This is a genomic window from Pelagibius sp. Alg239-R121 (genome assembly GCF_947331435.1).
In the GTDB taxonomy this organism is placed as follows: domain Bacteria; phylum Pseudomonadota; class Alphaproteobacteria; order Kiloniellales; family Kiloniellaceae; genus Denitrobaculum.
The window spans coordinates 60,104-72,181 of sequence record NZ_CAMZOF010000013.1 but is presented as its reverse complement, the minus strand read 5'-3'; the positions used below and the strand labels follow the sequence as shown (position 1 = coordinate 72,181).

Sequence of the window (12,078 nt, the reverse complement as noted above, 5' to 3'; positions counted from 1 at the left end):
CTTTGGCTTCTCGCCGCACTCGCCGTTCTGGTTGCCGTCGGGATTGCCACGGGTTGAACGCAAAGCCGTCGAGCAGGACTTGTACACCGGGATTGGCGACGCTATTCCTGCCTCAGGGGATTGATCTCTAGACCATGCACTCGCCCGTTCAAGGCAACATCGTTACTTCGCTGTAGCCCTTTCAGGTCTTCAAGACCGATCAGCCAAGATTTCAATAGCAATCAACGCACCGTCCCCACCTAGATACGACCGATCCAAGCACGGTGGACGTGAATAGCGCAAATCCTTTGCCTGGCCGGGTCGAGGTGTTAGATAACCCCCGAATTTGGCCGACCAGATGCCTGGCGCCCAGATGCCTGGCGCCCAGATACCCAATACGCAAACCCGCGATGCCCTGATGAAAACCGACCTTTTCGATTTCGACCTGCCGCGTGAGCTGATCGCGCAACATCCTGCCAGTCCGCGCCATGCCGCGCGGCTGCTGTCGGTGGGCGATAGCCTGGGCGACCACAGCATGGCGGCACTGCCGGAGCTTCTGTCTCCCGGCGATATTCTGGTGTTCAACGATACGCGCGTGATCCCGGCGCGCCTGACCGGCCGGCGCGGCATGGCAAAGATCGAGGTGACGCTTCATAAGCGCGATGGCGGAAATCCTGCCGACGCGGCCGGTGACCTGGACGCAGGCGCGCCGGCACAGTGGAGGGTCTTCGCGCGGCCCGCGCGCAAGCTGAGGCTCGGCGAGCGGGTCGACTTTGCCGAGGACTTTTCCGCCGAAGTGATGGCCAAGGGCGACGCAGGCGAAGTTACCCTCAAGTTCAACACCGAAGGGCCGGAACTTCTGGAGCGGCTGCACCGGCACGGGATCATGCCCCTGCCCCCTTACATTCAACGCGAAGCGGCAGGCGAACAGCAGGACAGCGACGACTATCAAACCATCTTCGCGGTGCACCATGGTGCCGTGGCCGCTCCGACCGCCGGGCTGCATTACACACCCGAGCTGCTCGCCGCCCTGGACGCGCGCGGCCTGAAGCGGACCACGGTCACTCTGCACGTGGGCGCGGGAACCTTCCTGCCGGTGAAGGTCGATGACACCCGCGATCATAAGATGCACGGCGAAACCGGTGTGATCACCGCCGAAACCGCGGAGACCATCAACGCCGCCAAGGCAGCCGGCGGGCGGGTGATCGCGGTGGGCACGACAGCACTCCGGCTTCTGGAAAGCGCGGCGGACAAGGAGGGTATGCTTCACCCTTTTGCGGCCGACACCGACATCTTCATTACGCCCGGCTACCGCTTCAGGATCGTCGATCTTCTGCTGACCAATTTTCACCTGCCACGCTCGACGCTCTTCATGCTGGTCAGCGCCTTCGCCGGCCTGGAGCGGATGCAGGCGGCTTATGCCCATGCCAAGGCAAGTGGCTATCGCTTTTACTCCTACGGCGACTGTAGCCTGCTGCAGCGCGCCGCCCCTGAAGGGATTGCAGCTCGAGATGACTGAAGACGCCCTCAAATACGAAGTCCTGGCGAGCGATGGCGCCGCGCGGCGCGGCCGCCTGCACACGGCGCACGGAACGGCGGAAACACCGGCTTTCATGACCGTCGGCACCGCCGGCACCGTCAAGGGTTTGCTGCCCGAGAACGTCGCAGAGACCGGTGCCGAGATCGTGTTAGGCAACACCTATCACCTGATGCTGCGCCCGACCGCCGAGCGGATTGCGGAACTGGGCGGGCTGCATAAATTCATGAACTGGAACCGGCCGATCCTGACTGATTCCGGCGGCTATCAGGTCATGTCCCTATCCGAGTTGCGCAAGATCACCGAAGAGGGTGTCGCCTTTCGGTCCCACCTTGACGGCAGCCGCCACAACCTGACACCCGAACGCGCCATGGAAATTCAGCACCTGCTGGATTCCAACATCACCATGGTGCTGGACGAATGCACCCCCTACCCGGCCGAAGTCGACGTTGCGGCAGAGTCCATGCGTCGCTCCATGCGTTGGGCGCAGCGCTGCCGGGAAGCTTTCGTCAAGCGCCCTGGCTACGGCCTCTTCGGCATCGTGCAGGGATCGGTCTATCCCGAACTGCGCCGGGAATCGGCGGAAGCGCTGCAGGAGATCGGCTTCGACGGCTATGCCGTCGGCGGTCTGGCGGTCGGCGAAGGCCAGGAGGTGATGTTCCAGGTCCTGGACGCCACCATGCCGCACCTGACCCAAGCCCGTCCGCGCTACCTGATGGGCGTTGGCAAGCCTTCTGACATCGTCGGCGCCGTTCAACGCGGCATCGACATGTTCGACTGTGTGCTGCCGACGCGCTCCGGCCGAACGGGGCAAGGCTTCACCCGCCGCGGCACGATCAACATCCGCAATGCCCGGCACCAGGCCGATCCTCGTCCGATCGATCCGGATTGTACCTGCAAGACCTGCGGCAGCTACAGCCGCGCCTACGTCAACCATCTGGTCAAGGCGAACGAAATGCTGGGCCCGATCCTTTTGACGATCCACAATCTGCATTATTATCAGGAACTGATGGCGGGCCTGAGAGATGCCATTGAAAACGGCCGTCTGGATGATTTTGCTGATGAGTTCGCCCGGCAGCAGGCGGCCGGCGACCTGCCGCCGCTATAGAAAAATGACGATATGACCAACGCGCCGCTTGAGCCCAAAGAAGTTATTCGAGATCAGGCGCTGGCGCTTGGCTTCGATGCCGTGGGCTTTGCGCCGGCAGCCCTGGGCGCGCACGCCAAGGAACACCTGCGCAGCTACCTTGATCAAGGCTTTCACGGCGACATGGGCTGGATGGCGGAGACGCAAGCGCGCCGTGCCAATCCGCAAGTCCTATGGCCCGACGCCAGAAGCGTGATTGTGGTCGGCCTCAACTACGGTCCATCGCACAATCCGCTGGAGCTGCTCGCACGTCCCGAGCGCGGCAATATCTCGGTCTATGCGCGCAACAAGGATTATCACGACATCCTGAAAAAGCGGGTCAAGGCGCTCGCGCGCTGGCTGCACCAGGAACACCAGGCCGGCGTGAAGGTTTTCGTCGATACCGCGCCGGTGATGGAAAAGCCGCTGGCGGCGCGCGCCGGTATCGGCTGGCAGGGCAAGCACAGCAACCTGGTCTCGCGAGAGGCCGGCTCTTGGTTTTTTCTCGGCGAGGTTTTCACGAGCCTGGACCTCACTCCGGACTCTGCGGAGATCGATCACTGTGGCTCCTGCAGGCGCTGTCTTGACGTCTGCCCGACCGAGGCCTTCCCGGCGCCTTACCGGATTGATGCGCGGCGCTGTATTTCCTACCTGACCATCGAGCACAAAGGTCATATTGAGCGGGAATTCCGCAAGCCGATGGGCAACAGGATCTATGGCTGCGACGACTGCCTCGCCGTCTGTCCCTGGAACAAGTTCGCCGAACCCACCGGCGAAGAGGCCTTCCTGCCGCGGGTCGAACTGACCGCACCGCGCCTGCGAGATCTGGCCATGTTGGACGACCCCGGGTTCCGGCAGGTCTTTTCCGGCTCGCCGATCAAACGCGTCGGCCGGGACCGCTTCGTACGCAACGTCCTGATCGCGATCGGTAACAGCGGTTCTGCAGAGGATCACCTCGATGTGGTGAAGATCCTTCTGGATGACGCTTCTCCTCTGGTGCGGGCCATGGCGGTCTGGGCACTCAGACAGCTTGCTCCGGACGGGGACGCCGCAACGTTGTGTGAACAGCACAGAGCTCGGGAAAGTGATCCCGAAGTGTTGGCGGAATGGAATAGCGAGAGCTAGACAAGCGGTCCTGAGGCAACCATCTATACTCGCCAATCTTATTCAAAAAGCTCACGGTTAGTTTTAGGTGAACCGAAAACATGATGGAAAATCGCTGGTACAGGGCCGGACTCGCGTTGTGCGCCATTGCTGTTGTCGTCGGCGCAATATGGTATTTTTTTCGTGACTCCGATCCAGCAAGCGAAATGGGACTCTCCTTGCCTCTTGAATGTGAAATCGGCAGCAATTGTTTTATCCAGCAGTACGTTGATGTCGATCCAGGCCCCACGAAACAGGACTATGCCTGCGGTTCTGCGACCTATGACGGGCACAAGGGCACCGACTTTCGGGTCAGGACTCTGGCTGACGTCGCGCGCGGCATTCCAGTTGTTGCATCGGCAGCCGGGCAAATTACAGGTCTGCGTGATGGGACGCAGGATCGCCTCGTCAAAACCAAAGCCGACCGGGCGGCTGTTCAAAACAAGGAGTGCGGCAACGGTGTTGTGATCACGCACGAAGATGGCTGGCAGACCCAATACTGCCATCTTCGCAAAGGTTCGCTCACCGTGAAGGAAGGCGACGTCGTGGCGCGTGGTGATCGGCTTGGCCTGGTCGGTTACTCGGGAAACGCATCCTTCCCTCATGTTCACCTGTCGGTCCGGAAGGACGGCAAGACCATCGATCCCTTCCGAGGGGCTGAAGGCGGTCCGGCCTGCGGCGCGGGGTCGGCGCCACTCTGGTCCACACAGACACTCGCGAAGTTGGAGTATCAGGCCTCGCAATTGCTCCACATCGGCTTCTCCGAAGGTCCGGTAAAAATCGGAGATGTCGAGCGCGGAACAGTGCAGGGTTTCATGCCCGCTATGTCTTCACGCGCGCTGGTGGCCTGGGGTTGGGCGATCAATCTCAGAAAGAACGATCAAATCATCACCACGCTTGTCAGTCCCAGGGGCGAGTTGGCCCGTAATACGGCGACGCTCGATAGAAACAAAGCCCAGTACATGTTGTTCGCGGGGAAAAAGCGCCCTGCCCGTGGTTGGCCGGCGGGTAACTATCACGCCGTCTTCACTGTCATTCGCAACGGGAAAGCGGTCATCAAGTCTGATCTTCCGGTGGATCTTCGCTAATCGGACAGGCGTGCGATGGACACCGCCTTCTACCCAAATAAACAGTCAGACTTTGGGTGAAATCAGATCCCATTTGTTGCCGTAGAGATCGGTGAAGACAGCAACCGTCCCATAGTCTTCCTCACGTGGCGACTCCAGGAAGGTGACGCCCTTCGCGCACATCCTTTCGTAGTCCCGGTGAAAGTCATCGGTGCGGAGAAAGAGGAGCACGCGGCCGCCGGTCTGATCGCCGATCCGGCGTAGCTGTTCATCGTTGTCGGCCTTGGCCAAGAGGATGCGGGTCTCTTCCGATCCGGGCGGTGCAACCAGCACCCAGCGTTTGCCAGGCGCGAGTTCGTTGTCTTCGATCAGATCAAAACCGAGCTTGTCACAATAAAATGCGATCGCAGCGTCATAGTCTTCGATGACGAGCGCCACTGCAGAAATGCACTGTTTCATACCGCTAGCATAGAGTGCGATCGTTCTTGATGGAAATAACCAAGAACGTGAAGCGCTCTCTCACCTATCGAGATCCGAAGGCTGACTTTCAATGGATGATCAGCCGGTCTGCCGTTGGTCCGCTGCGTCGATCCGCACCGAAGCTATCTAAGGAGCGACTGTTTAGAGCTCTCTGAGTTCGGCGGATAGCAGAGAAACGTGACGCGAACCGGCTGAAACAAAGGACACTTGGTCCAGAGAACGTCTTCATCCTGGAAATGGAGTTTCCCGCCCGAACAGGCTTCGCGTGCGGTGGCCAACACCTGCTTCGACCAATTCAGCTGACTGCTGTAACAGTAGGACAAGACCACAGGCTTTCGCCCGCCCTCGAGGCTTGGCGCAATCTGGTCTTCAATCTCTAAAGGCGGTGCCGTCTTGATCGGCTCGGGTGTGCAGGCGCCAAGGACCAAAAGCCCGACCAGCACAAGACTGCTGCGCCAACAAGATAGGCCAGCCGCCACTCTACCGCCCTCTCACGCTTTGAATAAGAGTCTGAAACATCGCAGGCGCGCCGGAAGCTTTTCGAACCAAATGCCTGTCGGGGAAATCTAAATCAGAAAAGGCTGATTTCGACCGCACGGTTGCCCGCTTCACGCACTCCGTCACCGGTGGGTACGAGAGGCGCCGACTCACCAAGTGCATCTTCCTCGCTGATCCGGTCAAGGGAAATGCCGGAGGCAATAAAAGCGTCGGTGACGGCATCAAGACGCCGGCGCGACAGCGCGAGATTGTAAGCGCTGGATCCGGTGCTGTCGGCATGTGCGGTGAGGCGCACGGAAAGCCGCTCGTCCGCTTTGACAGCCGCAACGACACCGTTCAGGGAATCCTGGCCCACAGGTGTGGGGTTCGCACTATCGAATTCGAAGTAAACAATAAAGGAAGCAGCCTCAGGTGCCGGTGCCGGCTTGGGGACTGCCGCCTCCTGCGTGTAATTAACCTGGGTCAGGACGTGCGTTGCTGCATCCTCGACCTGTGCCATGGCGGTTTCGAACTCGCCCTTACAGGAATCTTCGTTCGGATTGTCGGCCCGGCGGACGGTCCGATTGGCTTCCGTCGCTTCGATCCAGCAATCGTAACTGACCTGCGCCGTCGCGGCAGCCTGCGGTGCCTTGGTTACACCACCACGCTCGAATGCAATACGCATGCGGTCCAGCGCGTCCTGGAACATCGGCTTCTGGGCATCGGTCAGATCGCGGTCCATGACCGCGTCAGGCTGAACCGACGAGCGCCGAGCGGCGGTACGGGCTTTGTGATTGAAATGTTCGCTGTCGGTCAGATCAAAAGCGCCATCGCGTTCTTCGGCTAGGTCGCTGTAACCCTGATACAGGGCATTCCCGAAGGCGGTCCCGTTTATGCTCAGGTCTTCAGCACTATCGGTGTCAAACCATCCGCTGAAGATTCCGTCGAGAGGACCGGCGGATACCGGAGAAGCCACCAGCAAGGCAGCGCAGGTGCCCAATATCAAAGACTTCGTTTTCATTCCCATCCCCACTTTTTGTATCCCCTCCCCGCTGCGAAGCGCATCGTCACAGTCGGACAAGCCTATTCCTCGATTAGAATCGAACACACCAAACACGCGGTATTCCTCCAGCGGTATAGCGATTTTTTACAAACCGGGCAAGCTGCAGTTTCCCATGCCGCCGCGTAAGATCCTAGAAAATATGAAAGATTAGGTGAAGGCGGGCACTGTCTTTCACATCCGTCGCCTGTATTCGGTTCTAGTGCCAAAAGATTGTGCGATTCCGCTGTTCGCGCGCGCCTCGCGCGTAATTGTTTAAAAGGTTAATACTTTTTAAGATTCATGCCCCAAATTTAACATGGGACAAGCCTCAAATGCTTCATAAATGCTGTGTACTCTACTGCTGCGTACGGTATTTATGTTTCTTCTATGCATGACGCCACGCGCTCTTTAGAGATCGTAAGTACAAGTATTATTTTGGTTAGTTGGAAAAGGCGGATTTATTGTGGCGCGGCGCGGTCTTAAATACATTGGGATAGGCATTGCCTGCTTGGGATTCGGCTTCGGTTCCGTCACCGTGACGGCTCAACCGACACAGACAAGCATGACTTTCAGCAACGTCAATCCAGACGCAAACAAAGACGCCGTGCCCGACGCGATGATCGTGGACGCCGCCGAGTATCCCTGGAGTGCGGTCGGGCGCCTGAACACAGGTGGCCGCGGCTACTGTACCGGCATTCTTGTCGACGAGTATCACGTTCTGACCGATGCGCACTGCCTCTTCTACGCCACCGAAGGCCGGTGGTGGCAGCCGGGCGAACTGCATTTCGTTGCCGGCTATCAGCGCGACACCAACGTCACCAACTCCAAGGTCAAGAGCTACGAAGTTGCCCCCGGGTACCGCGCACATGGCGGAGTCAGCCTGGCCAGCATCATGAACAACTGGGCACTGGTCAAACTTGACAAACCGCTGGGCCGTCAGGCCGGTTGGCTCGGTTTGAAAAACCTCAACCGCAAACTGGTTCGCCGTCTGCAGAATGGTCAGGGTGCGTTGATCCAGGCGGGATACCGCCGCAATGCACAGCATGCCATCACTGTGGGTTTCGACTGCGGACCAGACGGATTTTTCTCCGCCCAAAATCGAATCGGAAATCGCTGCCAGTTAAAGCCTGGCCGCGCCGACTTACCCTTCCTGGTCTACATGGACGGCAAATTCAACGTTGTGGCCAACCGGGTTTTGACTTCGATTGCGCAGCATCCGCCGCGCTCCGGCTCTTTGTCCAAGGCAAGCTTTCGGGCAAAGATGAACCGGGGTGAAAGCCAGGCGCCCAAAGCCGGTGCAGCGTCACCGGTCCCAATGACCACTATCTCGAGCCTGCTAGAATCGCTGGGCTATTCCGGCGAACGCGCCAGCAGAAACAAGGCCGTCGAGTCCAAAGCTGCGATCCGCTCCTTTGAGAGCAACATGGGTCTGCCGGTAACAGGCGAACCCTCTGTCTCTCTCCTCGGTGAGATCATCGACGCCTCGCACTAAGTGCCGCGGCCTCCCGTTCAAACTCTTTGACTTCAGTTACGCGGCTGAAATGCCGCCATTGGCGCTGATCGCCTGACCGGTAATCTTAGTGGCTGCCGGACTTGCCAGAAACACGGCCAGCGCGGCGAGATCCTGCGGCTCGACGACACCAAGCGACGCCATGGATTCCGCCTTTTTAAACAGCTTTGCAGAAAAGGGATCTGCCATCAGGACATCGTACTGAGGTGTCCCGCGCACAATCGACGGCGTTAAACAGTTTGCCCTGACCCCCGACCGCTTAGCCTCGATCGCCAGCCCGCGCGTAAACATCACAATGCCTGCCATTGCCGCACCGATGATCGATTCGCCCGGCGTCGCAATCTTGGCGGCATCCGATGCGACCGTCAGGATGACCCCGCCCTGCTGTTCCATCATGACCGGCAGCACTGCGCGCGACGGCAAAACAGCTCCCATTAAAAGCCCGTCAATGGTCGGCTGCACCTGGTCCAGGGGAATGCGATGGAGGATCGAGGGGACCGGCGACCCGCCGGCGGAGCTCAGCATGATATCAACCCGGCCGAATGCCTCGACGGTTCGGCGCACGCCAGCTTCCGCGCCCGTGACACTTGCGGCATCACCTTGAACATAGCGGACATCGCAATCGTGGCCCAGAGACCGCAAAGACTCAGCGGCCTGCTCTCCGCGTGTCTCCGTACGGCCAATCAAGACCAAAGCCTCGGCGCCCGCTTCCAGGAACCCTCTGGCACATGCGAGCCCTATTCCCCCGGTGCCGCCGTAAACCAGTGCGACACGACCTGACAAAGGCGCTTCCACCGTCATGCATTCCTCTCGTGACCAAGTGGGGAATCGCCCACCACGCCGGCAGGGTCGCACCAAAAAGCGAGCGCGACAATGGCCGGTCTGCAAAGGTTAATTTGACAGTTAGGCAGGACTGCGAAGAGATCGCTGCGGCCGCTCTTAACGCAGCCGCAACAGCCCCGAGTTGGCAGCCCCCCAGTCAGTAACGAGGTGAAGGTGCGTTTAAGCGTGAGAGATGTAGCAGAGCGCGTGTACCGTGCCCAATCGTTCTCCACTGAGAGGCAGAGCGATGACACGGTAGCTGACGTTGCCCAGCGATGTCGGGAAAACCTCGATATCCTGGATCGGTCTGCCGGCGCGGGCCACTTCCCGGCCGACGGTCATGATCCATTCGGTCACCATTGGGGTGTATTCGACAACGACTTCACCTTGCGACGAGGCCTTCTCGCGGGCACCACGCATCACCTCTGCGAAGGAACGCTCCAAAGTGGCAGCGCCGTTCAGGTCGTCACAGCTGATGAGGAGCGAATTCGGCCAATGCTGCGCGACTGCCTTCGGATCGATCTCGATCAAGGAGGGCACCTGACGACCGCGCCGTAATTCATCCCAATAGGTCGCAATGTCGCGTGGCTGGTTGTTCGCCTGCTGACTTTGAGCTTCGGTCAGTTTTCGATGCTGCTCCAGAGCTGCCCGGCGGCGCTCCAGCGCAGTCATTCCGCCCTGAACCAAACTCCGCCGGCGGCCGCCCGGCGCCTCTCGCGCAGGCGCCTGCCCGTTCCGCAGCGGATCGATACTGTGGATATCACTGGCATCAACCGGCGGGTTTTGCCGCGTCGGGGCCTGAGTTTGGGAGGTCTGGGCTTGCGGGGCCTTTGGCGCTTCGGCCTGACGCGCCTGAGGTTTTTCCGCAGCGCCATTGGGCGCACTTTCACTCGTGCTCGAGCGGCGAATATTGGGGTATTGAGGTTTCGTTTCGGTCTTTGCAGGCTGATCCTGCGAACCCAACGGGCGCCGCTGTGCCTCTGCCCGTTCGGCAGCCAGACGCCGCAATTCCTGCTGGCGGGCCTGCAGCGCCTCGTTTTGCGCGGCCGGACTTTCTGCAACCGGCGCAGAAACTGGCTGGGGAGGCCTGCCTGCTTCCGGCGACCTATCGGTTTCGGGAGGTTTAGCGGTTTCGGGCGACCTGGTTGGCGCCTCTTCCGAGAACGCCGCCTCGACCCTCGCCGCCAATTCCTTTGCCGCCTTGACGGGTGCATCGGCCTGCGGTGACGCAGCGTCCTCCGGTGTCGCAACGCGAACCGGCCGACGGCGCTTGATCATGCTGCTGGTCAGCGAAGCCGCTGGCCGCACCGTCTCGGCAGCACTGCCTTGAGGCAGATCCTCTGTCATTGGATTCATTCCCTCGAGAACTCCCGCCCGTCTTGCCTGAAATCCTGGTTTCCCAGGTGTCTTTTTATACCCAAACCGCCGTCAGGCCTTCTTGGCCCAGCAGCTGCTGTCGTGGACATGTCCCGCGCCACCCTTGACCAGCGCCGAAAACTGAGAACAGCTGATATCACCGGCAAGCTTATTCAGGTGTCCGTCGAGGGCTTCGACAAGAAGCTCCTGCGCAGACTTGTTCAAATGTGCCGCAGCGAGTTTCAGCATCAAGTGCCGCTTCTCGTCGAGCCGCAGAGACATCTTGATACGGCCAAGGTCATCGAGCTTAGGGCTTGCGGCCCGCTTGCCTCTGGCGCGCTTGGCGCTTGTCCTCTTGCGCTGCGGCGCGGCACGCTTCACGACATCGGAAACTCTGGAGGCCGGCGTATTTGCCTCTGCTGCGTCTTTATCGGCAGCGCTCTCCCGCCCAAAGGATGTCGTCAGGGCGGCAACCTGCTGCCGCAAGGTTTTCTGATCGTGTTCGAGATGCTCTGGCGCCAATTGGACCTGATCATCGCCGGCAGCCTGAACCGGTGGCGCAATTCCCGACGGAGCTGCAGCCCCTTTGGGAGCCAAAAGCGAGGAAGTCAGCGAAGCCGCTTTCATTATCATATCCCGTCCACCCTATTTTATGCGCCAACGTTGAAGACTTGTTTTTGTCCCTGCGCTGCAGTGCTGGACGGCATAATCGTTTTGCGTTGTCCCGAACCCAAGCGTCCGTCGAGATAATCCCAAAGCTTCGTGATCTCCTCGGCCGAGCGTCCGGCCTTGGGAATTTCCATGACCGTACGTCCATCGATCATCGACGCCGCGAAGTCTGTCCGGTGATGAATGATCGAAGGGGCCACCGTGCCATGTTGCGACAGGGCAAAGGCAGCTTCCGTGGTCAGACGTGCCCGTGGGGTCGCACCGTTGATCACAAAAACCAGAGGTTTACCTAGATTTTCGACAAGTTCGACCGTCGCACCCGCAGCCCGCAGATCGTGTGGGCTCGGCCGAGTCGGAATGACGATCAGGTCGGAAACCTGAACAACGTCTGCGATCGTGTCCGTAATCGCCGGCGGCGTGTCGATGACCAGCAGCTTGATTCCGGCGTCACGCATCCGTTCAACATCCTGTGCCAAACGGGACACGAAGGTGCTCACGAAGACTGGCGTTTCAGCCTGTCTCTCGTTCCACCAATCGGCCAAGCTGCCCTGGGGATCGGTATCGACCAGTGCCACTGGACCGGCGCCCATCCTTTCGGCCTGAACAGCAATATGACCCGCCAAGGTCGTCTTGCCAGAGCCGCCCTTCTGGGAGGAAATCGCCAACACCCGCATTGATATCACGCTCCTATTTCGCGCAGACCCGCTTCAGGTCCGCTGGCTTGTTCCCAAACCCTGTCTATCAGTGACAAAGCCGGAACTCCTGATTCCGCCGAAATTCGCCGCTGCGACGCGCCGGGATCGCCCCTGAACCACAGGGTCCGGTACATCACAATCGGATTACGATAGGATGGTAGAACTTAGCTCTTAA

12 protein-coding genes are annotated in these 12,078 nt (G+C 59.8%); 5 read left to right on the top strand and 7 right to left on the bottom strand.

Features of this window, described 5'->3' with window-relative positions:
• Positions 1-397: 397 nt before the first annotated feature.
• The 4 genes from queA (at position 398) to QMZ18_RS32525 (ending at position 4,873) form a co-directional block, all read left to right on the top strand.
• Positions 398-1,498, top strand: a complete 1,101-nt coding sequence (queA, locus tag QMZ18_RS32540) for a tRNA preQ1(34) S-adenosylmethionine ribosyltransferase-isomerase QueA (RefSeq protein ID WP_282610780.1) — start codon at positions 398-400, stop codon at positions 1,496-1,498.
• On the top strand, positions 1,491-2,624 hold the full coding sequence (tgt, locus tag QMZ18_RS32535) for a tRNA guanosine(34) transglycosylase Tgt (RefSeq protein WP_282610606.1): 1,134 nt from the start codon (positions 1,491-1,493) through the stop codon (positions 2,622-2,624). Before queA ends, tgt begins: the two co-directional genes overlap by 8 nt.
• Before the next feature lie 12 nt (positions 2,625-2,636).
• Positions 2,637-3,767 carry a tRNA epoxyqueuosine(34) reductase QueG gene (gene queG, locus QMZ18_RS32530; RefSeq protein ID WP_282610605.1) on the top strand — a complete coding sequence of 377 codons (1,131 nt, stop codon included), beginning with the start codon at positions 2,637-2,639 and terminating at the stop codon, positions 3,765-3,767.
• A gap of 80 nt (positions 3,768-3,847) precedes the next feature.
• A complete protein-coding gene (locus QMZ18_RS32525) occupies positions 3,848-4,873 on the top strand; it encodes a M23 family metallopeptidase (protein ID WP_282610604.1) in 1,026 nt (341 codons plus the stop codon).
• A 45-nt stretch (positions 4,874-4,918) separates the two neighbouring features.
• Here QMZ18_RS32525 and QMZ18_RS32520 read toward each other — a convergent pair whose 3' ends face one another.
• From QMZ18_RS32520 to QMZ18_RS32510, 3 genes are all read right to left on the bottom strand, one after another.
• Positions 4,919-5,311 carry a VOC family protein gene (locus tag QMZ18_RS32520; protein ID WP_282610603.1) on the bottom strand — a complete coding sequence of 131 codons (393 nt, stop codon included), beginning with the start codon at positions 5,309-5,311 and terminating at the stop codon, positions 4,919-4,921.
• 143 nt (positions 5,312-5,454) lie between these two features.
• Entirely contained in the window at positions 5,455-5,811 is a 357-nt protein-coding gene (locus tag QMZ18_RS32515) for a hypothetical protein (RefSeq protein ID WP_282610602.1), read from the bottom strand.
• A gap of 92 nt (positions 5,812-5,903) precedes the next feature.
• Positions 5,904-6,830 carry an OmpA family protein gene (locus QMZ18_RS32510; protein ID WP_282610601.1) on the bottom strand — a complete coding sequence of 309 codons (927 nt, stop codon included), beginning with the start codon at positions 6,828-6,830 and terminating at the stop codon, positions 5,904-5,906.
• 583 nt (positions 6,831-7,413) lie between these two features.
• Between QMZ18_RS32510 and QMZ18_RS32505 the strand changes: the two genes are divergently transcribed.
• A complete protein-coding gene (locus tag QMZ18_RS32505; protein WP_282610600.1) occupies positions 7,414-8,343 on the top strand; it encodes a trypsin-like serine protease in 930 nt (309 codons plus the stop codon).
• Between the two features lie 36 nt (positions 8,344-8,379).
• Here the strand turns inward: QMZ18_RS32505 and QMZ18_RS32500 are convergent, their stop codons facing one another.
• The 4 genes from QMZ18_RS32500 to QMZ18_RS32485 all read right to left on the bottom strand — a co-directional run bounded on the left by QMZ18_RS32500 (position 8,380) and on the right by QMZ18_RS32485 (position 11,882).
• Positions 8,380-9,162, bottom strand: coding sequence for an SDR family NAD(P)-dependent oxidoreductase (locus tag QMZ18_RS32500; RefSeq protein WP_282610599.1), 783 nt, complete (start codon positions 9,160-9,162; stop codon positions 8,380-8,382).
• Between the two features lie 201 nt (positions 9,163-9,363).
• Positions 9,364-10,539 carry a PAS domain-containing protein gene (locus QMZ18_RS32495; protein WP_282610598.1) on the bottom strand — a complete coding sequence of 392 codons (1,176 nt, stop codon included), beginning with the start codon at positions 10,537-10,539 and terminating at the stop codon, positions 9,364-9,366.
• 72 nt (positions 10,540-10,611) lie between these two features.
• Positions 10,612-11,166 (bottom strand): hypothetical protein, encoded by a 555-nt coding sequence (locus QMZ18_RS32490; protein ID WP_282610597.1) that lies wholly within the window; start codon positions 11,164-11,166, stop codon positions 10,612-10,614.
• 23 nt (positions 11,167-11,189) lie between these two features.
• Positions 11,190-11,882: an AAA family ATPase gene (locus QMZ18_RS32485; RefSeq protein WP_282610596.1), complete on the bottom strand. Its 693-nt coding sequence runs from the start codon at positions 11,880-11,882 to the stop codon at positions 11,190-11,192.
• Positions 11,883-12,078: the final 196 nt, after the last annotated feature.

Coding starts and splice junctions, on each gene's coding strand:
- queA (WP_282610780.1), top strand. CDS start 398: ATGAAAACCGACCTTTTCGATTTCGACCTGCCGCGTGAGCTGATCGCG.
- tgt (WP_282610606.1), top strand. CDS start 1,491: ATGACTGAAGACGCCCTCAAATACGAAGTCCTGGCGAGCGATGGCGCC.
- queG (WP_282610605.1), top strand. CDS start 2,637: ATGACCAACGCGCCGCTTGAGCCCAAAGAAGTTATTCGAGATCAGGCG.
- QMZ18_RS32525 (WP_282610604.1), top strand. CDS start 3,848: ATGATGGAAAATCGCTGGTACAGGGCCGGACTCGCGTTGTGCGCCATT.
- QMZ18_RS32520 (WP_282610603.1), bottom strand. CDS start 5,311: ATGAAACAGTGCATTTCTGCAGTGGCGCTCGTCATCGAAGACTATGAC.
- QMZ18_RS32510 (WP_282610601.1), bottom strand. CDS start 6,830: ATGAAAACGAAGTCTTTGATATTGGGCACCTGCGCTGCCTTGCTGGTG.
- QMZ18_RS32505 (WP_282610600.1), top strand. CDS start 7,414: ATGACTTTCAGCAACGTCAATCCAGACGCAAACAAAGACGCCGTGCCC.
- QMZ18_RS32500 (WP_282610599.1), bottom strand. CDS start 9,162: ATGACGGTGGAAGCGCCTTTGTCAGGTCGTGTCGCACTGGTTTACGGC.
- QMZ18_RS32495 (WP_282610598.1), bottom strand. CDS start 10,539: ATGAATCCAATGACAGAGGATCTGCCTCAAGGCAGTGCTGCCGAGACG.
- QMZ18_RS32490 (WP_282610597.1), bottom strand. CDS start 11,166: ATGAAAGCGGCTTCGCTGACTTCCTCGCTTTTGGCTCCCAAAGGGGCT.
- QMZ18_RS32485 (WP_282610596.1), bottom strand. CDS start 11,882: ATGCGGGTGTTGGCGATTTCCTCCCAGAAGGGCGGCTCTGGCAAGACG.